Source organism: Pseudomonas sp. 15C (genome assembly GCF_055484735.1).
In genome coordinates this window covers 200,086-222,002 of the sequence record NZ_JBUDGD010000003.1, presented here as the reverse complement: position 1 = coordinate 222,002, position 21,917 = coordinate 200,086, and the positions used below count along the sequence as shown (strand labels likewise).

The 21,917-nt window shown below is 61.1% G+C and carries 16 protein-coding genes and 2 tRNA genes; 4 read left to right on the top strand and 14 right to left on the bottom strand.

Annotated elements, in window-relative coordinates:
- Window positions 1-45: 45 nt before the first annotated feature.
- Window positions 46-813: a 23S rRNA (guanosine(2251)-2'-O)-methyltransferase RlmB gene (gene rlmB, locus ACYYKW_RS03715; RefSeq protein WP_093105350.1), complete on the bottom strand. Its 768-nt coding sequence runs from the start codon at window positions 811-813 to the stop codon at window positions 46-48.
- Window positions 810-3,440 carry a ribonuclease R gene (gene rnr, locus ACYYKW_RS03710; RefSeq protein WP_464989444.1) on the bottom strand — a complete coding sequence of 877 codons (2,631 nt, stop codon included), beginning with the start codon at window positions 3,438-3,440 and terminating at the stop codon, window positions 810-812. The genes rlmB and rnr overlap by 4 nt, the downstream gene beginning before the upstream one ends.
- A gap of 226 nt (window positions 3,441-3,666) precedes the next feature.
- Here rnr and ACYYKW_RS03705 point away from each other — a divergent pair.
- From ACYYKW_RS03705 to ACYYKW_RS03690, 4 genes are all read left to right on the top strand, one after another.
- A tRNA-Leu gene (locus tag ACYYKW_RS03705) sits at window positions 3,667-3,753 on the top strand.
- A gap of 180 nt (window positions 3,754-3,933) precedes the next feature.
- Window positions 3,934-4,020, top strand: a tRNA-Leu gene (locus ACYYKW_RS03700).
- A gap of 192 nt (window positions 4,021-4,212) precedes the next feature.
- Window positions 4,213-5,223: an extracellular solute-binding protein gene (locus tag ACYYKW_RS03695; protein WP_093105356.1), complete on the top strand. Its 1,011-nt coding sequence runs from the start codon at window positions 4,213-4,215 to the stop codon at window positions 5,221-5,223.
- Entirely contained in the window at window positions 5,223-6,788 is a 1,566-nt protein-coding gene (locus ACYYKW_RS03690; protein WP_464989443.1) for an ABC transporter permease, read from the top strand. The genes ACYYKW_RS03695 and ACYYKW_RS03690 overlap by 1 nt, the downstream gene beginning before the upstream one ends.
- Before the next feature lie 91 nt (window positions 6,789-6,879).
- On the opposite strand, the gene ACYYKW_RS03685 is transcribed toward ACYYKW_RS03690, so the two are convergent.
- The 12 genes from ACYYKW_RS03685 to ACYYKW_RS03630 form a co-directional block, all read right to left on the bottom strand.
- Window positions 6,880-8,814: a methyl-accepting chemotaxis protein gene (locus tag ACYYKW_RS03685; RefSeq protein ID WP_093105364.1), complete on the bottom strand. Its 1,935-nt coding sequence runs from the start codon at window positions 8,812-8,814 to the stop codon at window positions 6,880-6,882.
- A 140-nt stretch (window positions 8,815-8,954) separates the two neighbouring features.
- The gene (locus ACYYKW_RS03680) at window positions 8,955-10,244 is read right to left on the bottom strand and encodes an adenylosuccinate synthase (RefSeq protein ID WP_464989442.1); all 1,290 of its coding nucleotides are present in this window, start codon (window positions 10,242-10,244) and stop codon (window positions 8,955-8,957) included.
- 54 nt (window positions 10,245-10,298) lie between these two features.
- Entirely contained in the window at window positions 10,299-11,486 is a 1,188-nt protein-coding gene (locus ACYYKW_RS03675) for an ATP phosphoribosyltransferase regulatory subunit (RefSeq protein WP_336355840.1), read from the bottom strand.
- 313 nt (window positions 11,487-11,799) lie between these two features.
- Window positions 11,800-12,669 carry a protease modulator HflC gene (gene hflC, locus ACYYKW_RS03670; protein ID WP_039756857.1) on the bottom strand — a complete coding sequence of 290 codons (870 nt, stop codon included), beginning with the start codon at window positions 12,667-12,669 and terminating at the stop codon, window positions 11,800-11,802.
- The gene (gene hflK / locus ACYYKW_RS03665; protein WP_039756854.1) at window positions 12,669-13,835 is read right to left on the bottom strand and encodes an FtsH protease activity modulator HflK; all 1,167 of its coding nucleotides are present in this window, start codon (window positions 13,833-13,835) and stop codon (window positions 12,669-12,671) included. Before hflK ends, hflC begins: the two co-directional genes overlap by 1 nt.
- A 96-nt stretch (window positions 13,836-13,931) precedes the next feature.
- A complete protein-coding gene (gene hflX / locus ACYYKW_RS03660; RefSeq protein ID WP_090280771.1) occupies window positions 13,932-15,233 on the bottom strand; it encodes a ribosome rescue GTPase HflX in 1,302 nt (433 codons plus the stop codon).
- A 12-nt stretch (window positions 15,234-15,245) separates the two neighbouring features.
- Window positions 15,246-15,512, bottom strand: a complete 267-nt coding sequence (gene hfq / locus ACYYKW_RS03655) for an RNA chaperone Hfq (protein ID WP_090280768.1) — start codon at window positions 15,510-15,512, stop codon at window positions 15,246-15,248.
- Window positions 15,513-15,607: 95 nt separating this feature from the next.
- Window positions 15,608-16,579 carry a tRNA (adenosine(37)-N6)-dimethylallyltransferase MiaA gene (gene miaA, locus ACYYKW_RS03650; RefSeq protein ID WP_464989441.1) on the bottom strand — a complete coding sequence of 324 codons (972 nt, stop codon included), beginning with the start codon at window positions 16,577-16,579 and terminating at the stop codon, window positions 15,608-15,610.
- Window positions 16,579-18,486, bottom strand: coding sequence for a DNA mismatch repair endonuclease MutL (gene mutL / locus ACYYKW_RS03645; RefSeq protein ID WP_464989440.1), 1,908 nt, complete (start codon window positions 18,484-18,486; stop codon window positions 16,579-16,581). The genes miaA and mutL overlap by 1 nt, the downstream gene beginning before the upstream one ends.
- Window positions 18,483-19,862, bottom strand: coding sequence for an N-acetylmuramoyl-L-alanine amidase (locus ACYYKW_RS03640; protein ID WP_394505899.1), 1,380 nt, complete (start codon window positions 19,860-19,862; stop codon window positions 18,483-18,485). Before ACYYKW_RS03640 ends, mutL begins: the two co-directional genes overlap by 4 nt.
- A 51-nt stretch (window positions 19,863-19,913) precedes the next feature.
- Window positions 19,914-20,384, bottom strand: coding sequence for a tRNA (adenosine(37)-N6)-threonylcarbamoyltransferase complex ATPase subunit type 1 TsaE (tsaE, locus tag ACYYKW_RS03635; RefSeq protein WP_007967425.1), 471 nt, complete (start codon window positions 20,382-20,384; stop codon window positions 19,914-19,916).
- Window positions 20,372-21,871, bottom strand: a complete 1,500-nt coding sequence (locus ACYYKW_RS03630; protein WP_464989439.1) for an NAD(P)H-hydrate dehydratase — start codon at window positions 21,869-21,871, stop codon at window positions 20,372-20,374. The genes tsaE and ACYYKW_RS03630 overlap by 13 nt, the downstream gene beginning before the upstream one ends.
- Between the last annotated feature and the right edge of the window lie 46 nt (window positions 21,872-21,917).

The following is a 21,917-nucleotide window of genomic DNA, read 5'->3' as shown; positions in this document are numbered from 1 at the left end:
CCGCTATCGCGAGCAGGCTCACTCCTACAGGGGATTTGCAGTGGCTCAGGACTTCTTCGTGGCAGCCTTGGCCTTGGCGCCGCGCTGGCGCTGGGCTTCGAACAGGCAAACGCCTGTAGCCACGGAGACGTTGAGACTGCTGACGCTACCGGCCATCGGCAGGTTCACCAGATAGTCGCAGTGCTCGCGGGTCAGGCGACGCATGCCTTTGCCTTCGGCGCCCATGATCAGAATGGTCGGGCCGGTCAGGTCCTGGTCATAAATGCTGACCTCGGCCTCGCCCGCCGTACCGACCACCCACAGACCGCGCTGCTGAAGTTTTTCCAGCGTACGGGCGAGGTTGGTCACCGCCACCAGCGGAATCACTTCCGCCGCACCGCAGGCGACTTTGCGCACCACGGGCGTCAGGGTTGCCGACTTGTCCTTCGGCACGATGACTGCCAGCGCGCCTGCCGCATCGGCCGAGCGCAGGCAGGCACCGAGGTTGTGCGGGTCGGTTACGCCGTCGAGCACCAGCAGCAGCGGCGCGCCTTCGGTGCGATCGAGCAATTCGTCGAGCATCGCTTCGCCCCAGACCTGGCTCGGGCTGACTTCCGCAACCACGCCCTGATGGACGCCTTCGACCCAGGCGTCCATTTCGCGGCGCTCGGCCTGGCCAACCTGAACACGATTTTCGTTAGCCAGCTCAACCAGGGTCTGCACCCGTGGATCGTTGCGGCTTTCCGCCAGCCAGATCTGCTTGACGCGTTTTGGGTGGTGACGCAGCAACGCTTCTACCGCGTGAACGCCGTAGATTTTTTCCAACTGACTCATGACTTCGCCTTCGGTTTACGGGCTCCGCCACTTTTGGCTGGAGCGGAACCCGCTTTTGGCGGGCCCTTGCGGTGCTTGCTCGGTTTGGCTGGCTTGCCGCCGGAAGCCTTTTCAGGCGCCGACCGTCCGGCCTTTCCCCCAGACGCCGCTTTACCACCGCTTTTTGCATCGTCGAGCAAGGCCTTCTTCATTTCGCGGCTTTTACGCAGCTCGGCGTTTTTCGCCACGGCATCGCTCGGGCGATAGGCTTCTGCTGCTTTTTCCTTGGCCGGACGACGGCTGGCGCTTTTCGACGGCGCCTTGTCTTCAGCAGCCTTGGCAGCCGGTACGGCGGTTTCAGCGCCCCGCTTTTTGCGGCCGATCGGCGCGCTGATGGTTTTTTCTGCCATCTCGAAGTCGATCTTGCGCTCGTCGAGGTCGACGCGCATCACCCGCACTTCAACCGTATCGCCAAGACGGAAGCTGCGCCCAGTGCGCTCGCCCGCCAAACGGTGATGCACGGGATCGAAGTGGTAGTAATCACCCGGCAGCGCCGTAACGTGGACCAGGCCCTCGACATAAATGTCGGTCAGCTCGACGAACAGACCAAAACCGGTCACTGCGGTGATCACGCCCGGGAACGACTCGCCGACGCGGTCCTTCATGAACTCGCACTTGAGCCAGTTCACTACGTCGCGGGTCGCTTCGTCGGCACGGCGTTCGCTCATCGAGCATTGCTCGCCGAGCTGCTCCAGCGCCGCTTCGTCGTACGGATAGATGCGCGCCTTCGGAATGGTCATCGCACCGGCACGGCGAACGTGCGGGGTATCCTGCTTCGAATGGATCACGCTGCGGATCGCGCGGTGCGTCAGCAGGTCCGGATAACGACGGATCGGCGAAGTGAAGTGGGTATAGGCTTCGTAATTCAGGCCGAAGTGGCCGTCGTTTTCAGCGCTGTACACCGCCTGACTCAGCGAGCGCAGCATGACGGTCTGGATCAGATGGAAATCCGGACGATCCTTGATGCCCGCCAGCAAGGCCTGGTAGTCCTTCGGCGACGGACCGTCCTTGCCTTTATGCAGGGACAGGCCAAGCTCGCCCAGGAACGCGCGCAGTTTTTCCAGACGCTCCGGCGGCGGACCGGCGTGAACGCGATATAACGCAGGAATTTCGTGCTTCTTGAGGAATTCGGCGGTGGCCACGTTGGCCGCCAGCATGCATTCCTCGATCAGCTTGTGCGCGTCGTTGCGGATGGTCGGACGGATCTCGGCGATCTTGCGCTCGGAACCGAAGATGATCCGGGTTTCCTGAGTTTCGAAATCGATCGCGCCACGCACATGACGGGCTGCCAGCAGCACTTTGTACAGCGCGTAAAGCTGCTTCAGGTGCGGTACGACGTCGGTGTATTCGCCGCGCAGTTTGCGCGCTTCGGCCACCTTCGGCGTTTCCAGCATCGCGCTGACCTTGTTGTAGGTCAGGCGGGCATGGGAGTGAATCACCGCCTCATAGAAGCAGTAGTCGGTCATTTCGCCGGACTTGGAGATGGTCATCTCGCAGACCATGGCCAGACGATCAACGTGAGGATTCAGCGAGCACAGGCCGTTGGACAGTTGCTCCGGCAGCATCGGAATCACACGCTCGGGGAAGTACACCGAGTTGCCGCGCACCTGCGCTTCGTTGTCCAGCGCCGAACCGATTTTCACGTAGCTGGAAACGTCGGCAATCGCCACGTACAACTTCCAGCCGCCGGAGAACAGGCGTAGCTTGCCCGGTTTGGCTTCGCAATAAACCGCGTCATCGAAGTCGCGGGCATCTTCGCCGTCGATGGTGACGAACGGCAGATGGCGCAGGTCGATGCGCTTCTCTTTGTCTTTTTCTTCGACTTCCGGCTTGAGCTTGCCGGCTTCCTTCAGTACGGCTTCAGGCCAGACGTGCGGAATGTCGTAGGTACGCAGGGCAACATCGATTTCCATGCCTGGCGCCATGTAGTTGCCGACCACTTCGACCACATCGCCTTGCGGCTGGAAGCGTGGCGTCGGCCAGTGGGTGATTTTCACCTCGACGAACTGACCGATCTGCGCGTTCGCGTTGCGGCCCGGCGTGACCAGCACTTCCTGCTGGATCTTCGGGTTGTCGGCAACCACAAAACCGATGCCGCCTTCTTCGAAGTAACGACCGACGATGGTTTCGTGAGCGCGGGACACCACCTCAACGATCACACCCTCGCGACGACCGCGACGATCGAGGCCGGAAACGCGGGCCAGCGCACGGTCGCCATCGAACACCAGACGCATTTGCGCCGGGCTCATGAACAGGTCGTCGCTGCCGTCGTCCGGCACCAGGAAGCCGAAACCGTCACGGTGACCGCTGATGCGACCGAGGATCAGATCCAGCTTGTCCACCGGCGCATAGGTGCCACGGCGGGTGTAGATCAGTTGAGCGTCGCGTTCCATGGCGCGCAGACGGCGGCGCAGGGCTTCAATCTGGTCTTCGGTGGTCAGACCGAACTCTTCGACCAGTTGCTCGCGGGCAGCCGGCGAACCACGATCGGCGAGATGCGCCAGGATCAGTTCGCGGCTAGGAATAGGGTTTTCGTATTTTTCCGCTTCACGAGCGGCCTCGGGATCGAGGGACTGCCAATCGGCCATTAGAGAGTTTTCACCTTGTCTATATGCGGGTTAGTTTGGCATAGGCGCCATGAAACGGGAAATTTCCGGCTATATAAGGCGCAACTGATGCCATGATCTGCCGTCCGAAAGCCATTTTGACCACCGCTGGTAAAAAAAATCATATTTTTTGCCAACAGGGGTTTACAGTCAAAAAGAGCCTCCGTATAGTGCGCGCCATCGAAGACGCAGATGCGCTGACGATATTGCCCAGATGGTGAAATTGGTAGACACGCCAGCTTCAGGTGCTGGTGACCTTACGGTCGTGGAAGTTCGAGTCTTCTTCTGGGCACCAATTTCGAGCTTGAGACTAGATCAGTTTCAAGGCTCACACAAAACCCGCGAAAGCGGGTTTTTTGCATTCTAAGCCCGGGTTTTCTTAAAACCGATTTATTAAAATTAAATCAGGGGTTTACAGATCAAAATGCGCTCCGTATAGTGCGCCACATCAACAGCGGCAACGCTCGCGATGATTGCCCAGATGGTGAAATTGGTAGACACGCCAGCTTCAGGTGCTGGTGACCTTACGGTCGTGGAAGTTCGAGTCTTCTTCTGGGCACCAATTCAAATTCAAGGTCAGGCCTTGAATTCCACAGAAACCCGCGAAAGCGGGTTTTTGCGTTTCCGGCCTTCGGAAACGTCAATCGCCTCAGCAGTTATCAAAACGCCAATGCCCGCGCAAGGCGCATCTGAGAACCAATATCGTTTATCATTGTTGCAAGTTTTTGCAATGCGACAGTGAGGAACCCTGCGAATGACGTTTCGAAATACCCTGCGCCGAGGCCTGACCTTCACCCTCCTCGGCCTGGCGCTCGCCACTCCCCTCACCCAGGCAGCCGATGCGGTTTCCCTGACTCTGTACAACGGCCAGCACAAGGAAGTCGGCGATGCGATTGCCAAGGCTTTCGAAGCCAAGACCGGCATTCACGTCAACGTTCGTAAAGGCAGCAGCAATCAGCTCGCCAGCCAGATCATCGAAGAAGGCGACCGCTCCCCCGCCGACGTGATCTACACCGAAGAGTCGCCGCCGCTGAACAACCTCGGCGAACAAGGCCTGTTGGCGAAGGCCGACACCGCAACCCTGGCGGTGCTGCCGGAAAAATACGTAGCCGCCAACGGCACCTGGATCGGCGTCACCGCTCGTGTGCGCGTGGTTGCGTTCAACCCGAAACTGATCGACGAAAAAGACCTGCCGAAATCGGTGATGGAATTTTCCGAGCCGCAATGGCAAGGCAAGGTCGGTTTCGTGCCGACCAGCGGCGCATTCCAGGAACAGGCCGTGGCGATCATCAAGCTGCACGGGCGTGACGCCGCCGAAGAATGGCTGACCGGCCTGCGCGCATTCGGCAAGACTTACAGCAACAACATGGTCGCGCTCAAAGCCGTGGAGAACGGTGAGGTCGCTACCGTGCTGGTGAACAATTACTACTGGTTCGCCCTGCAACGCGAAAAAGGCAAGCTCGATTCGAAACTGCACTACTTCACCGGCGGTGACGCTGGCGGCCTGATCACCGTGTCCAGCGCTGCCGTGCTGAAGTCCAGCAAACATCCAAAAGAAGCCCAGCAATTCCTCGCCTACATGGCCAGCGAAGAAGGTCAGCGCGTGATCACCCAGACCACCGCCGAATATCCGCTGCACAAAGGCATGGAGTCGGATCGCGGGCTCAAGCCGTTCAGCGAACTGGAAGCACCGAATGTGACGCCGGCCGATCTGGGCAATGCTGAGGAAGCGCTGGAACTGGAACGCGAAGTTGGCTTGAACTGATGAGCGTATCGTTATCCGCCCCCGCCGCGCGCGGGGGTTACGTGCCGAAACGCAAACGGCCGTCGGTCTGGCTGCTGCTGCCCGTGTTGTTGCTGGTGGTGTTGAGCCTGTTGCCGCTGGCCTATGTCGGGCTCAAGGCGTGGCAGGCGGGTTGGGCCGAAGCGCTGCATTTGCTGTGGCGCCCGTATGTGTTTGGATTGTTGCGCAACACCCTGGCGCTGATGGTCGGCGTAACGATCACTTGCGGCGTGATCGGCTTGTCACTGGCCTGGCTGTTGGAGCGCAGCAATCTGCCGGGGCGGCGCCTGTGGGGCGTGATCCTGTGCCTGCCGTTCGCGGTGCCGGCGTTTGTCAGCAGCTTCACCTGGGTTTCGCTGAGCGCACAGTTCGAAGGCCTTGGCGGGGCGATTCTGGTGATGAGCCTGTCAAAGTATCCACTTATCTTTCTGCCGGTCGCCGCGACGTTGCGCAACCTTGACCCTTCCCTTGAAGAGTCCGCTCGCACGCTAGGGCAGAATCGCTGGGGCGTGTTTTTCCGAGTGACCCTGCCACTGCTTTGGCCATCGCTATTGGCCGGCTCGCTGTTGATCGCCTTGCATATGCTGGTCGAGTTCGGAGCACTGTCGATCATCGGCCTGCAAACTTTCACCACTGCGATCTATCAGCAGTTCGAGCTGGAATTCAGCAACGCCAACGCAGCGATGCTCTCGGCGGTATTGCTCGCGCTGTGCCTGCTGTTGCTGTGGCTGGAACTGCGCGTGCGCGGCAAGGGCCGGCATGTGCGCACCGGTCAAGGCGCAGCGCGTCAGGCTGAACAGGTCCGCCTGGGACCATGGACTGCGCTCGGTCAGCTGTACTGCCTGGCGTTGGCGATTGTCGGCAGCGGGGTTCCATTGGGGATGCTCGCTTACTGGCTGGCGGTCGGCTCATCGGCTGCGTTCCCGGTAGCGGCGATTACCGAAGCGCTGCTGTCATCGCTGGCGTTGTCACTGGGTGGCGCTGCTCTTTGCCTGCTGCTGGCGGTTCCGGTTGGGCTGCTGGTGGTGCGCTACAAAGGCCAACTGGCGATCTGGGCCGAGCGTTTGCCATATCTGCTGCACGCGCTGCCGGGCTTGGTGATTGCTTTAACGCTGGTGTATTTCGCTCTGCACTACGTGCCAGTGCTGTATCAAACCTCGGGACTGCTGCTGATTGCTTATGCACTGCTGTTTCTGCCGCTGGCGCAGGCGCCGATTCGCACCGCGCTGAACAAGGCTGCCCCACAGCTGGAAGAGGCTGCGCGCACGCTCGGAGCTTCGTCATTCACGGCGTTTTGCCGGGTGACGCTGCCGATCATTTTCCCGGCACTGGGCGCGGCGTTTGCGCTGGTGTTTCTCGATGCGATGAAGGAATTGACGGCGACGCTGCTACTCAGTCCGACCGGGCTCAATACGCTGGCGACTGAGGTCTGGGCGCATACGGCGAATGTCGAGTTCGCGGCGGCGGCGCCTTATGCGGCGTTGTTGATTGTGGTGTCGGGGTTGCCGGTTTATCTGCTTACAACGCGGATGTATCTGAGCCGTTGATACCGCTTTCGCGAGCAGGCTCACTCCTACAGGGAAACGTATTCCAAATGTAGGAGTGAGCCTGCTCGCGATGAGGCCAGCCCGATCAACATCAAGCCCTGAACTGCCCCAGGCTCGCTTTGAGCTGCGCCGCCAGACCATCCAGCACCTTGCCACTGGCCGTGGTTTCCACCACCGCCTGCGCGGCTTTTTCAGCCTGGGCATGAATGGTTTCGACCCGCCCGCGCACCGCCTGCGCACCCTGCGCCTGATGTGCTGCGGCTTGTGTCGCGAGGCCAATCGCTGCGTGCACCTGTTCAACCGAAGCCTGCACCGATTGCTGCAGTCGCGCACTGTCACGCAATACCAGCAAGCCTTCACTGGCCTGACGCCCGGCCTGGCCGATCGCCTCGACCGCTTCGCGCGCGCCCTGCTGCAACGCGACGATGTGCGCCTGGATATCGCCGGTGGAGCTTTGCGTCTTGCTCGCCAATGCGCGCACTTCGTCTGCCACAACCGCAAAACCGCGACCGGTCTCGCCTGCACGCGCAGCTTCAATCGCCGCGTTCAAGGCCAGCAGGTTGGTTTGCTCAGCAATGCCGTGGATAACCGTCAGCACCACTTCAATCTGTTCACTCTGCTGCGCCAGCCGCTCGATGACTTTCGCCCCGGTGTCGACCTGCCCGGCCAGCGCTTCGATCAGGCCGCCAACCTTGGCCGAGGTGCGGGTGTTTTCATCGGTCGCCTGACGGATTTCCACCACTTGCTTGAGTGCAGCCTGCATCGCATGGCTTTCCGATTGCGCCTCGTCGGCCATTTGCGACAACGCACGCAGGCTCTCGGCAACTTCATCACGCTGCATGCCTGCCGCCGCATCGGCGCCCGCATTGCGCAGGGTCATCGCGCCAATTTCCACGCCAGTACGCTGCGCCACATCGCCAGCTTCGCGCACGATCGGCTGCAACTTGTCCACAAACCGATTGACTGCCGAGGCCATGTCGCCGATTTCGTCCTTGCTGTTGATCTGCACACGCTTGGTCAGATCGCCCTCGCCCGCCGCCAGGTCGTCCATCGCCGCGTTGAGCATTTTCAGGCGATTGACTACGCGATGGCCCAGCACCACCGCCAGCAACAGCAGCACCGCGCAACCGACCAGCGCCAGGCCGAGGCCGATGCGCCAGCGCAGCGTCGCCGCCGCCTCTTGAACGGTCTGCGCGGTATTGGCTTTCATCTCGCCAGCCGTGGACTGCGCCGACTGCAGGCGCGCCTGCATGGCTTTTGCGCTGTCCGCCGCGGCGCCTTTGAGGCTGTCCCCGACCAGTTGATCGCTGCTGGCGATCAGCGCCGAGAAACGTTTGTCGAGTTCGACCAGGTCGGTTTCCACCGAGGCTGTGGAAACGCCCATCAGCACCTTGCCGATCTCCACACCATTGGGATTGATCGACGCTTCGAGGTAATAAACCGAGGGATCGTTTTTCGCTGCATCGAGGACTTTATCCAGCGCCCGCTCGCCCTGACCTTTTTCCAGCAAGGCCTTGTTGATCGGGTTTTCCCGGTTGAGGTAGCGGGTCAGGTGCTGACCGGTGGCATCGTCATACACCACGAACAACACGTTGGGATTGCGCTGGGCGCGACGGGCAAATTCCGACAGGGTCGGTACGTCGCTGTCCCACATCGCCCGTGGAGCAACGGAGGCGAGCAACTGCGCCATGTCATTGGCCGAATCCTTGAGGTCCTTTTCCAGCGTGGCACGCAGTTGCGCCTGCTCTTCTTTGAGGCGTGAAGACAGGCCAGCGGTGAGACGCTGCCGGGTACTGGCAGACAAAGCGTCGAGGCTGGAAGTGACTTCCCGCCCGGCCTGCTCCAGTTCCCCGGACAGCTTTTGGCTGTCGGTTCCCAGGCGCGTCGCCAGATCCGCTTCCAGCGCCGTGACGGTGCTTCGCGTCAGGGCAACGGCCACCAACACTTGCACCAAAAGGGCGATACCCAAGGTAACGAACACGGGCCGCAGCAAACGGCTTTGTAACAGTGAGAGAACGGCCGACACTTTGAAATCCCTCTACGTCTGACGCCATTAATTTGGTGGCACTCTTGTAGACAGATTCACAGCAAAGGTCATGCCGTCCAACAGGCATAAACGACAAAGGCCCCGATTAAGGGGCCTTTGTTTTTTACATCAACAACTTATCAAGCGAACGGATGACGCAGAACGATGGTTTCGTTGCGGTCCGGGCCCGTCGAAATAATGTCGATCGGTGCGCCGATCAACTCTTCAACGCGTTTGATGTAGGCGCGAGCATTGGCCGGCAGCTCTTCCAGGGTCTTGGCACCCACAGTCGATTCGCTCCAGCCCGGCACTTCTTCGTAGACCGGCTGCAGGCCGACGTAGCTGTCAGCATCGGTCGGAGCAACAGCGTTGCCCTGCGTGTCTTTGTAGCCGACGCAGATGTTGATGGTTTCCAGACCGTCGAGTACGTCCAGCTTGGTCAGGCAGATGCCCGAGATGCTGTTCACATCGATAGCGCGACGCAGGATGACGGCGTCGAACCAGCCACAGCGACGGGCACGGCCGGTGGTGGCGCCGAACTCGTGACCTTGCTTGGCCAGGTGAGCACCAACGTCGTCGAACAGCTCAGTCGGGAACGGACCCGAACCGACGCGCGTGGTGTACGCCTTGGTGATGCCGAGGATGTAATCGAGGAACATCGGGCCAACACCGGAGCCAGTTGCCACGCCACCCGCGGTGGTGTTGGAGCTGGTCACGTACGGATAGGTACCGTGGTCGATGTCGAGCAACGAACCCTGGGCGCCTTCGAACATGATGTCTTTGCCGGCACGGCGCAGGTCGTGCAGCTCAGCGGTGACGTCGAGCATCAGCGGCTTGAGCAGCTCGGCGTATTCCTTGCACTCGGCCAGGGTCTTTTCGAACTCGATGGCCGGCTCTTTGTAGTAACCAACCAGCATGAAGTTGTGGTAATCCACCAGTTCACGCAGCTTGTCTTCAAAGCGCGGCATGTTCAGCAGGTCGCCGACACGCAGGCCACGACGGGCAACCTTGTCTTCGTACGCTGGGCCGATGCCGCGACCGGTAGTGCCGATCTTCAGCTCGCCACGGGCCTTTTCACGGGCCTGGTCCAGCGCAACGTGGAAGGACAGGATCAGCGGGCAGGACGGGCTGATACGCAGACGCTCACGCACCGGTACGCCTTTCTCTTCCAGCTTGGTGATCTCGCGCAGCAGGGCATCAGGTGCGACGACCACGCCATTGCCGATCAGGCACTGCACGCCTTCGCGCAGCACACCCGACGGGATCAGGTGCAAGACAGTTTTCTCGCCGTCGATCACCAGCGTGTGGCCCGCGTTGTGGCCACCCTGGTAGCGCACTACGGCGGCAGCATGTTCGGTCAGCAGATCAACGATCTTGCCTTTGCCCTCATCACCCCACTGGGTGCCCAGGACTACGACATTCTTACCCATAACACTTGTCCTCATTCGCGCAAACTTGGTGCCGGCGAAGGCCGGCAGGAAAACTCAAGAAGCCAGTGGCGATACTTGCCAAAGCCCGTTCTGCTGAATCAATTGCCGGTCGCAGTCCGCATCACGGGCGGCGGCCAAAGGTTGTCCAGGCAAGGCCTGAACGACACGCTGACCCTCACTGCGCAACTGGCAAACCTGCTGCCAGAGTGCCGCATCCGTACTGTCAGGCATCCAGATACCGCCAGACGGTAGCTCGATCTCAGCACGCCCCAGGGTCACCAGGGTTTTCAAATCGGTAGAGAAACCGGTCGCCGGACGCGCACGACCAAAATCGGCGCCGATGTCATCGTAACGACCGCCCTGAGCGATGGACTGACCCACGCCCGGCACGAACACGGCGAACACCACACCGGTGTGGTAGTGATAGCCGCGCAATTCACCCAGGTCGAAGTACAACGGCAGATCAGGGAAGCGCACCGAAAGACGCTCGGCAATCGCCAGCAAGTCTTCCAGGGCCGCCAGCACTGGCGCCGGCGCATTGGCCAGACGCTCGCGCGCAGCGCTCAACACTTCGCGACCGCCACACAGGTCTACCAAAGCGCGCAGCATGTCGGACAGATTCGCCGGCAAGCCTTCGGTCAGGGTAATGACCTCGTCGATGGCCTTGCGTTGCAGCGCATCGAACAACTGCTGTTCGACTTCACCCGACAAACCGGCGGCGCGTGCCAGCCCCCGATAGATGCCGACATGACCAAGGTCCATGTGCACGTCCGGCACGTCGGCCAGTTGCAGCATGGCCAGCATCAGGCTGATCACTTCAACGTCGCTGCTCGGGCTGGCGTCGCCGTACAACTCGGCACCCAACTGGATCGGGCTGCGCGAGGACGACAAGGCCCGCGGCTGGGCGTGCAGCACGCTGCCGGCGTAGCACAGCCGGCTCGGGCCTTCGCGGCGCAGGGTGTGCGCATCGATGCGCGCGACTTGCGGTGTGATGTCGGCGCGGAATCCCATCTGCCGACCCGACTGCGGGTCGATGACCTTGAAGGTGCGCAGATCCAGGTCCTGGCCCGCACCGGTCAGCAGGGATTCCAGGTACTCGATATGGGGAGTCACGACAAATTCGTAACCCCAGCTCTGGAACAGATCCAACACCTGACGACGCGCGACTTCGATGCGCGCCGCTTCCGGTGGCAGTACTTCTTCGATGCCATCTGGCAGCAGCCAGCGGTCTACCGTTGCCATTACGCCATTCCCCTTTGATCCGGGCGGCCAGCCTGCGGGCGAGCCTTGAGTGAAGCAGAAAATGGTTGACCCGTTCAAAACGCACGCGCATGAACGACGCGGCAAAAGGCCTGTTACCGGCTTCGCCCACCACTTTCCTCGAAAAACGTTCGGGCCATTCAACCCGATGCCTGCAACAAAAAACAGCAATCAAACGTGCAGACGCAAAAAAGCCGGGAATTTCCCGGCTGCCGCATCATACACACGTTTTCCCAAAGGATCACCCCGCCCGAGGATTTAGCCGCCGGGCGGAGCGATTCAGGTCAACGTCGCATCAAGGCTTGGCTTTTTCCAGATAACGGAAGAAGTCGCTGCTTGGGTCGAGGACCATGACGTCGGATTTGTTCGCGAAGCTTTCACGGTAGGCACGCAGGCTACGGTAGAAACCGTAGAACTCCTGATCCTGGCCGTAGGCCTTGGAATAGATCGCAGCGGCCTGGGCGTCACCATCACCGCGAACCTCTTCGGATTCACGATAGGCTTCAGCCAGCAGCACGCGGCGTTGACGATCAGCGTCGGCACGGATGCCTTCGGCCAGCTCGTTACCCTTGGCGCGGTGCTCGCGAGCTTCACGCTCACGCTCGGTGCTCATACGTTCGAACACGCTGCGGTTCACTTCCTTCGGCAGATCGATGGCCTTGACCCGGACATCGACGACTTCGATACCCAGCTCCTTTTCCGCCATCTTGTTCAGCGATGCAGTGATGTCAGCCATCAGTGCATCGCGCTCACCCGACACCACTTCGTGCAGGGTGCGCTTGCCGAACTGGTCACGCAGGCCCGACTCCAGACGACGCGACAAACGCTCGTCGGCAATCTGCTTGAGACCGGAAGTCGCGGTGTAGAAGCGCTCGGCATCTTTCACTCGCCACTTGGCGTAGGCATCGACCATCACGGCTTTCTTTTCCAGGGTCAGGAAGCGCTGCGTCGGTGCGTCCAGCGTCAACAGGCGTGCGTCGAATTTACGCACCTGGTTAACGTAAGGCACCTTCACATGCAGACCCGGCTGGACATCCGCCTGAACCACGCGACCGAATTGCAGCAGCACCGCACGCTCGGTCTGAGCGACGATATAGAAGCAATTCCAGCCCACCAGTACCACAACGACGCCAACGATCAGGGCGATCAGCGATTTATTGCTCATCAGCGGGTCTCCCTTGTACGTGTCTGCGGCACGTCAGTGACATGCGGCGTGACGTCCGTGTTGTTGCTGGCGGCCGAACCGGTGACCGGTGCGTTGCCCGAGCTGTTCTGGATCATCTTGTCCAACGGCAGATAGAGCAGATTGCTCTGGCCGTTCTTGTTGCCGGTCACGAGTACCTTGCTGGTGTTGCTGAAGACTTCCTGCATGGTGTCCAGGTACAGACGCTCGCGGGTGACTTCAGGTGCCTTGCGATACTCGGCGACCAGTTTGGTAAAGCGATCGGCCTCACCCTTGGCGCGGGAGATCGTTTCGTCGCGGTAACCGTTGGCATCTTCGATGATGCGCTGGGCCTGACCTCGGGCTTCCGGCACCACGCCGTTGGCGTAGGTTTCGGCCTGGTTGCGCGAACGCTGCTCGTCTTCACGGGCGCGGATCACGTCGTCGAAGGCTTCCTGCACTTCACGCGGTGCCGCTGCGCTCTGTACGTTGACCTGGGTAACGGTGATGCCGGTGCGATAAGTATCGAGGAAACGTTGCAGACGCTCCTTGATCTCGCTGGCCATCAATTCACGCCCTTCGGTCAGCACCTGGTCCATGGCGGTCGAACCGACCACGTGGCGCAGGGCACTTTCAGTCGCATGCTGCAGACTGATTTCCGGCTGATCGACGTTCAGCACGAAGTCCTGCAGGTTGCTGATCTTGTACTGCACGGTCAGCGGCACTTCGACGATATTTTCGTCTTCAGTGAGCATCTGGCCCTGCTTGGAGTACGCACGCTCACGCGTCACGTTTTCCATGTACTTTTTGTCGATCGGCGGGAAATAAATGTTCAGGCCCGGGCCGACAGTCTCGTAGTACTTGCCGAAGCGCAGCACCACGGCCTGCTCCTGCTCGTCCACCACGTAGACGGCGCTGTACAGCCAGACGGCCGCCAGCACGACCAGGCCGATGCCGAGCAGGCCGCCGAAGCCGCCACTGCTCTTGCCCGAACCACCGCCGTCATCACCACGTTTCTTGCCACCACCGAACAACCCGTTCAGGCTTTCCTGCAGCTTTCGGAAGGCCTCGTCGAGATCCGGTGGCCCCTTGCGGTCGCCGTTATTGCGGCGCTTGCCGCCCCAGGGATCCTGATTGTTCGAGTTGCCACCCGGCTCATTCCAAGCCATAGCGCTCTCCATCTGATAAAGCAAAGACGCACCCACGGCGCGCCGACCAATGCTACAGAATGCCTGCCGTTGCGGCACAACCGCTTTTTCAGGCTTTTATTGCAAAGTGTGTTGCTCGATGAATTCCATCGGCTGCAATCCTTCGCGGCTTACCAGTCGATTCAACTCGATCCGGGGCAAACGAACGGTCAGCAGACTGACACCTTCTTCGTCGTGCTCTTCTTTCTGCACCGCGCCGAGTTCGAAAAACTGCGCACGCAGTCGCGCGAAGCGTTGCGGCAAACGCAAGGTACCGACAAACAGATCACTGCCGAGCAATTCGGCAATCGCCTGTTCGAGCAATTCCAGACCGCTGCCATCACGTGCCGACAACCAGACCCGCTGGGGCTTGCCGTCTTCGTCGCGCTGGATTTGCGGCTCGACACCTTCGAGCAAATCGAGTTTGTTATAGACCTCGAGGATCGGCAAGTCCTGGGCACCAATCTCGCCCAGCACCACCATCACCTGCTCGATCTGCAACATGCGATCCGGCTCCGCTGCGTCGATGACGTGCAACAGCAAGTCCGAGTTGCTCGACTCTTCGAGGGTAGACCGAAATGCTTCAACCAGCTTGTGCGGCAAGTGCCGAATGAAACCTACCGTATCGGCCAGGACAATCGGCCCCAGGTCATCCAGATCCAGACGACGCAGGGTCGGGTCGAGCGTGGCGAACAGCTGGTCAGCCGCATAGACCTCGGATTTCGTCACGTTGTTGAACAGCGTGGACTTGCCGGCGTTGGTATAGCCGACCAGCGATACGGTCGGAATCTCTGCCCGCGAACGGCCGCGACGCGACTGCTCGCGCTGGCTGCGCACCTTCTCCAGCCGGCCCTTGATCTGACGCAGGCGCACCCGCAGCAGACGCCGGTCGGTTTCGAGCTGGGTTTCACCCGGACCGCGCATGCCGATGCCGCCACCCTGACGCTCAAGGTGCGTCCAGCCGCGGACCAGCCGGGTGCTCATGTGGTCAAGCTGGGCCAGTTCGACCTGGAGCTTGCCTTCATGGGTACGGGCGCGTTGGGCGAAAATATCGAGAATCAGACCGGTGCGGTCGATCACGCGACACTCGAAAACACGTTCGAGGTTGCGTTCCTGGCTGGGCGTGAGGACGTGATTGAAAATCACCAGATCGGCTTCTTCAGCCTTGACCAGGTCGCGTAGCTCTTCGACCTTGCCGCTGCCAATCAGGTATTTGGCGGTTGGCCGATGACGCGGCACGTTAAAAAACGCAACGGTCTCGGCGCCGGCCGAATTAGCCAACTCCTGAAACTCCTGCGGATCTTCGCGCGCCTCAGGGTCCTGTCCATCCAAGTGAACGAGAATCACTCGTTCACCACCACCGTGGCGCTCAAAGAACAAAGGAGACTCCTATCAGGCGTTACCCGGAGCTGGCTCTGCGTCGCCCTGTTCGTTTTCGGTTGCGCTAGGCAGACGAATCGGACGAACCGGCACTACGGTCGAGATAGCGTGTTTGTAAACCATCTGGCTGACGGTGTTCTTCAGCAGGATCACGAACTGGTCGAACGACTCGATCGTGCCTTGCAGTTTGATACCGTTGACCAGGTAGATGGAAACCCCGACTTTCTCTTTACGTAAAGTATTCAGGTAAGGGTCTTGTAGCGAATGCCCTTTTGACATGTGCCGCACTCCTTTAAGGATTCAATAATAAAAAATAGGTAATTCAGATGGCTTTGGCCGCCACACCCCCAAGGATAGACGGCAATTGCAAGGACTCAGCTCAATATGGAGATGGTCCCAAGGTATTTCAAGGCGCGTGGCAGATTGTCGCAATCAAGACTGTCCAGCCAGTGTAAATCTTCCCAGCTGCGCAGCCAGGTGAACTGGCGTTTGGCCAATTGGCGCGTGGCGATGATGCCGCGCTCCTGCATTTCGGCCAACGTCAGCTTGCCATCCAGGTAGTCCCAGACTTGGCGATAGCCTACCGCACGTATAGACGGCAACCCGGCATGCAGGTCACTTCTATTACGCAGGGCTACGACCTCGTCGATGAATCCCTGTTCCAACATATTTGTGAATCTTTGTTTGATGCGTTCATGCAGTACCTGGCGATCTGCCGGGGCAATGGCCAGGTTCGCGACAGTATAGGGCAATTGTTGCAGTCCCGAAGCGGCTGCTTCGGTACTTTGCGCAGATTGTTGCTGACGCAGGTCAGTCATGCTGCGACCGCTGACGCGATAAACTTCGAGGGCGCGACTCAGGCGCTGCGGATCGTTCGGATGAATCCGCGCCGCCGACACCGGGTCGATGATTGCCAATTGATCGTGCAGGGCCTGCCAGCCAAGGCGCGCGGCCTCTTCTTCGATCTGCGCGCGGACCTCGGGATCGGCGGCGGGCATGTCGGCCAGACCTTCGACCAAAGCCTTGTAATAGAGCATGGTGCCGCCCACCAGAAGCGGAATTTTGCCGCGTGCGGTGATGTCGGCCATGGCTTGCAGGGCATCGCGGCGAAAATCCGCAGCCGAATAAGCTTCGGCCGGATCAAGAATGTCGATCAAGCGGTGCGGATGTTCGGCCAAGAGCGCTCTTGAAGGCTTGGCGGTGCCGATGTCCATGCCGCGATAGACCAGCGCCGAATCGACACTGATCAGCTCGCAGGGCAGCACTTTGGTCAGCTCGATGGCCAGGTCGGTCTTGCCCGCAGCGGTCGGGCCCATCAGGAAAATCGCTGGAGGAAGCTGGCTCATCAACGACCGCGCAGGAACAGTTTGTCCAGATCGTCCAGACCCAGTTGGGTCCAGGTCGGTCGGCCATGGTTGCATTGACCGCTGCGCTCGGTGTTTTCCATGTCACGCAGCAGGCCGTTCATTTCCGGCAGGGCCAGGCGCCGGTTGGCGCGAATCGCGCCGTGGCAGGCCATGGTGCCAAGCAATTCGTTGAGGTGCGCCTGAATGCGGTCACTGGTGCCGTATTCCATCAGGTCCGACAGCACGTCACCGACCAAACGGTTGGCCTCGGCCTGCTTGAGCAACGCCGGAATCTGCCGGATCGCCAGGGTCTCGGGGCCCAGCCGCTGCAATTCGAAGCCAAGCCGCTGGAACCACGCGGCATGCTCTTCGGCGCAATCGGCTTCGCGCTGACTCACGGCCAGCGACTCCGGCACCAGCAACGGCTGACCGCTCAGGCCTTCACTGGCCATAGCGATTTTCAGGCGTTCGTACATGATCCGCTCATGGGCAGCATGCATGTCCACCAGCACCAGGCCATTGGCGTTCTCGGAAAGAATGTAGATGCCCTTGAGCTGCGCCAGCGCATAGCCGAGCGGCGGAATATCTTCCTGGCCGGTCGGTAGCGCGCTGGCATTGGCCTCGGGCAGCGGCGCGAAAAATTCTTTGTAAGCGGCTTGAGCCTCGGCAGCGGGCAGGGCCGACTGCGGGCGTGGCGTGTACTGATACTGATAAGCGCCGCCAACACTGGCACCGGACGAGGTATTGAACGCCGGTTGCGCCTGCGGCTGCTCGAGCAACGCATTCGCGGCAAGTCGCATTTCGCCTTGCGGGCCAAATTCGCCCGCCTCGATTCCGCTGGGTCGCACGATGGCCGTGGTCACGGAGCCGGCCAACTGGTCTTCCGGACGCACGTCGCCCAACGCACGGTGCAAGGTGCCATACAGGAAGTCATGGACCATGCGCCCGTCGCGAAAGCGCACTTCGTGTTTGGTCGGGTGCACGTTGACGTCGACCGCCGCCGGATCCACTTCGAAAAACAGCGCGAACGTCGGATGGCGACCATTGAACAGCACGTCGCGATAGGCCTGGCGCACCGCGTGGGCGACCAGTTTGTCGCGCACCGCGCGGCCATTCACAAAGAAATACTGCAAGTCCGCCTGACTGCGGTTGAACGTTGGCAAACCGACCCAGCCCCACAGGTGCAAGCCATTGCGTTCGATCTCGATCGGCAGCGCCTGCTCAAGGAAACCCGAGCCGCAGATAGCCGCCACCCGCCGGGCGCGGGCCGCATCATCGTGGGCCTCGTGCAGGCTGAGGATGGTTTTGCCGTTGTGGCGCAGATGGAAGGCCACGTCGAAACGCGCCAGCGCCAGACGCTTGATCACCTCTTGCAGGTGATCGAATTCGGTTTTTTCGGTCTTGAGGAATTTGCGCCGCGCCGGGGTGTTGAAAAACAGGTCGCGGACTTCCACCGAGGTGCCGACCGGGTGCGCGGCCGGTTGCACGCGGGGCGCCATGTCGCGGCCCTCGGTCTCGACCTGCCAGGCCTGATCGGCGTCGCGGGTGCGCGAGGTCAGGGTCAGGCGCGCCACGGAGCTGATCGACGCCAGCGCCTCGCCGCGAAAACCCAGGCTCATGACCTGCTCGAGGTCTTCGAGGTTGCGAATCTTGCTGGTGGCGTGACGGGCCAGCGCCAGCGGCAGGTCGTCGGCGGAAATGCCGTTACCGTCGTCACGCACCCGCAGCAACTTGACGCCGCCCTGCTCGACATCGACATCGATACGCTTGGCGCCGGAATCGAGGCTGTTTTCCAGCAACTCCTTGATTACCGAGGCCGGACGCTCAACCACCTCACCGGCGGCAATCTGGTTCGCCAGCCGCGGGCTGAGCAGTTCGATGCGGGCGCTGTTCAGTACCTGATTCATTCTTTCGACGCCAGTTCAGTGCCGGGAATGGTCAGGTGCTGGCCGACTTTCAGCTCATCGGTTTTCAGGTTGTTCGCCGCACGCAGCGTCGCCGGCGACACTTGATAGCGCACGCCGATCATCGCCAGCGTCTCACCGGGGCCGACGCGGTGATCGCGCGGGCCTTGGGCGATCTTGCCGGAATCACGCAGCCAGGCGATGTAGGTGCCCGGCGGCGGGTTCTGCTGGAAGAACTGGCGCACGCCGCTGCTGATCGAGCGGGCCAGCGCTTGCTGGTGGCTCGATGCCGAGAGCTTGTTGGCCTCGTTGGCGTTGGAGATAAAACCGGTTTCGACCAGAATCGATGGGATGTCCGGCGATTTCAGTACCATGAACCCCGCCTGTTCCACGCGCTGTTTGTGCAGCGGCGTAACGCGGCCGATGTTGGTCAGAACTTTCTGGCCGACGTTGAGACTGGAGGTCAGCGAGGCCGTCATCGACAGGTCGAGCAGCACGCCAGCGAGCATGCGGTCCTTGTCATCCAGGCTGACGTTGCCGGCACCACCGATCAGGTCGGAACGGTTTTCGCTGTCGGCCAGCCAACGGGCGGTTTCCGACGTAGCGCCGCGATCGGACAGTGCAAATACCGAAGCACCAAACGCTGCAGCGGATGGCGCGGCGTCGGCGTGAATCGAGACGAACAGGTCAGCGCCCTTCTTGCGGGCGATTTCGGTACGCCCACGCAACGGAATGAAGTAGTCGCCGGTACGCGTCAGCTCGGCACGGAAGCCTTTCATGCCGTTGACCTGACGCTGCAATTCGCGAGCGATCTGCAGCACCACGTCTTTTTCACGCTGGCCGCGCGAGCCGGAGGCACCGGGGTCTTCACCGCCGTGGCCGGCGTCGATCACCACAATGATGTCGCGCTTGCCGGCCGGGGCTGGCGGCAGTTTGATTGCCGGTTCCGTCGGGGTCACCGGCACTGCCGGCACGGTTGCCACCGAAGGCGTTGGTGCAGGCGGCGGCGCGGCATCGGCCGGGTTGTCGAACAGGTCGACCACCAGCCGGTTGCCGTACTGTGCGTTCGGCGCCAGCGAGAAGCTTTTCGGGGTGACGGCTTTCTTCAGGTCGATGACCACCCGCAGATCGGTGGGCGTGCGCTGGGCCGAGCGCATGGCGGTGATCGGCGTGTTGGCGGTCTGTACATTCAAGGGTGCACCGAGAGTGGCACCATTGATGTCGATGACCAAACGGTCCGGTGCAGTCAGAGTAAATACGCTGTGCTGTACCGGGCCGCTCAAGTCGAAGACCAGTCGCGTGTTGTCCGGCGCCCGCCACAGGCGCACGCTGTTGACCTTTGAATCGGCCACAGCGTTGACGGTTACTGCCATCAACATCAGTCCAGCGGCAGCCACCAACGCGCGAAAGCGCATACCAAACCCCATCATTTAATTGGATTCCAATGCCAAAGCGGCACACCAGGCCTCGCCACGCGAGCCCTGGGACAAAATTTTCAGCGAACGCCCGCTGTCTTGCGGGCTAATGGTAATGGTCAGGTCAGGCTTTGGCAAAAAGCCTGCACCTTTATCGGGCCACTCGATCAGGCACAGCGCATCGTCTTCGAAGTAGTCACGGATACCGAGAAACTCCAGCTCTTCCGGATCGACCAGTCGATACAGGTCGAAGTGGAAGGCACGAACGTCACCGATCTCGTAGGGCTCAACCAAGGTGAAGGTCGGACTTTTTACCGCGCCGACATGCCCAAGCCCGCGAATGATGCCACGCGAGAGCGTGGTTTTGCCCATGCCCAGGTTGCCTTCAAGAAAAATCAGGCCATGGCCCTGGGTGACGCGGGCGATCCGTGCGCCAAAGTCGCTCATCGCCTGTTCATCGGCCAGGTACAGGGTTACTTCAGACACGGTGCTTGCTCCTCCAACAACTGACGAATGGCTGGAATCAGATCACTGGCCGCCAGCCCACGGCCGAATTTGCCTTGTTGCAAGCCGGCATTGGCATGCAGCCACACGGCGAGACTTGCGGCATCGAAAGCCTGCATACCCTGCGCCAGCAGTGCGCCGATCAAACCGGCCAGCACATCGCCGAGGCCGCCCGTGGCCATTGCCGGATGGCCTTGATGACACAGCGCCAGACGCCCGTCGGGATGCGCGATCAGGCTGCCTGCGCCTTTCAACACCACCACTGCTGTATATTTTTTGCTCAATTCAAGCGTCGCCGTCGGACGATCCGCCTGCACGTCGGCAGTGCTGACGCCCAACAACCGCGCCGCCTCACCCGGATGCGGGGTGATCACGCAATCCTTGGGCAATTGAACGAAACCGCGGGCCAGCAGGTTCAACGCATCAGCATCCCATACCTGTGGCAAGGGTGCGTTGGCCGCCGCAGACAACAACGCGCACCCCCAACTGGCCTGCCCCAGCCCGGGACCGACGACCAGCGTCGAGACATTTTCCAGCAGGCCCATCAACTGATTGGCCGACGAGGTGCCGAGGGCCATGGCTTCCGGTACCCGGCTCAACGCCGCCGGAACGTGCTCCGGACGCGTTGCCAGCGACACCATGCCCGCGCCGCTGCGCAGGGCCGTTTCCGTACTCAGCAGGATCGCCCCGCCAAAACCGTGATCGCCGCCGATCAGCAACACATGGCCAAAGCGGCCCTTGTGCGCCGTCGGTGTGCGCGGGGCTGGCAGCGGAAGATTAGACGGGCTGAGGCGTCGGGCGCGGACAGCAATGTCACTATAAATGTCGGCGCTGGCCTGCAGATCATTGAAAACCAGCTCACCTATGTGATCGGCGGCATCGCCAGTGAACAGGCCGACCTTGAGAGCGATAAACGTCACCGTCAGATCAGCGCGTACCGCGACACCCAGGGTGCGCCCGGTGTCGGCGCAGAGTCCGGAAGGGATATCGACCGCCGTTACCGGCAGACCGCTGGCGTTGATCGCGTTGATCGCAGCCGCATAGGGCTCGCGCACCTCGCCGTTCAAACCTGTGCCCAGCAAGGCATCGACGACAACGCCACGCAGCTCGCGCTCAACAGCCCAGCGCTGCACATCAACACCGACGGCCAGTGCCTCGGCATGAGCAAGCGCCGCATCCCCTTGCAAGCGCTGCGGATCGCCCACCGCCAGCACGCGCACAGCCCAACCAGCGCGCAACGCCAGAACGGCAATCAGGTAACCGTCGCCGGCATTGTTGCCATGCCCGGCCAGCACTGTCAGTTCGTTCGCGTCCGGCCATTGCCGCACCAGCGCGCGCCAGGTCGCCCGGGCCGCGCGCTGCATCAATTCGATGCCCGGCGTGCCGGCGGCAATCAGCCGCGCGTCGAGCTCACGTACCTGGGCGGCGCCGTACAGTGCGTCGGGTAATTCATCTTTCGTCTGCGGCATGCGTCTTCGGGCTCCGATGTCTGGCAGAATTATACGCACCTCAGCT

Excerpts from the sequence above, each read along its gene's own strand:
- rlmB (WP_093105350.1), bottom strand. The coding sequence starts at position 813 with ATGAGTCAGTTGGAAAAAATCTACGGCGTTCACGCGGTAGAAGCGTTG.
- rnr (WP_464989444.1), bottom strand. The coding sequence starts at position 3,440 with ATGGCCGATTGGCAGTCCCTCGATCCCGAGGCCGCTCGTGAAGCGGAA.
- ACYYKW_RS03695 (WP_093105356.1), top strand. The coding sequence starts at position 4,213 with ATGACGTTTCGAAATACCCTGCGCCGAGGCCTGACCTTCACCCTCCTC.
- ACYYKW_RS03690 (WP_464989443.1), top strand. The coding sequence starts at position 5,223 with ATGAGCGTATCGTTATCCGCCCCCGCCGCGCGCGGGGGTTACGTGCCG.
- ACYYKW_RS03680 (WP_464989442.1), bottom strand. The coding sequence starts at position 10,244 with ATGGGTAAGAATGTCGTAGTCCTGGGCACCCAGTGGGGTGATGAGGGC.
- ACYYKW_RS03675 (WP_336355840.1), bottom strand. The coding sequence starts at position 11,486 with ATGGCAACGGTAGACCGCTGGCTGCTGCCAGATGGCATCGAAGAAGTA.
- hflC (WP_039756857.1), bottom strand. The coding sequence starts at position 12,669 with ATGAGCAATAAATCGCTGATCGCCCTGATCGTTGGCGTCGTTGTGGTA.
- hflK (WP_039756854.1), bottom strand. The coding sequence starts at position 13,835 with ATGGCTTGGAATGAGCCGGGTGGCAACTCGAACAATCAGGATCCCTGG.
- hfq (WP_090280768.1), bottom strand. The coding sequence starts at position 15,512 with ATGTCAAAAGGGCATTCGCTACAAGACCCTTACCTGAATACTTTACGT.
- miaA (WP_464989441.1), bottom strand. The coding sequence starts at position 16,579 with ATGAGCCAGCTTCCTCCAGCGATTTTCCTGATGGGCCCGACCGCTGCG.
- mutL (WP_464989440.1), bottom strand. The coding sequence starts at position 18,486 with ATGAATCAGGTACTGAACAGCGCCCGCATCGAACTGCTCAGCCCGCGG.
- ACYYKW_RS03640 (WP_394505899.1), bottom strand. The coding sequence starts at position 19,862 with ATGTTGATGGCAGTAACCGTCAACGCTGTGGCCGATTCAAAGGTCAAC.
- ACYYKW_RS03630 (WP_464989439.1), bottom strand. The coding sequence starts at position 21,871 with ATGCCGCAGACGAAAGATGAATTACCCGACGCACTGTACGGCGCCGCC.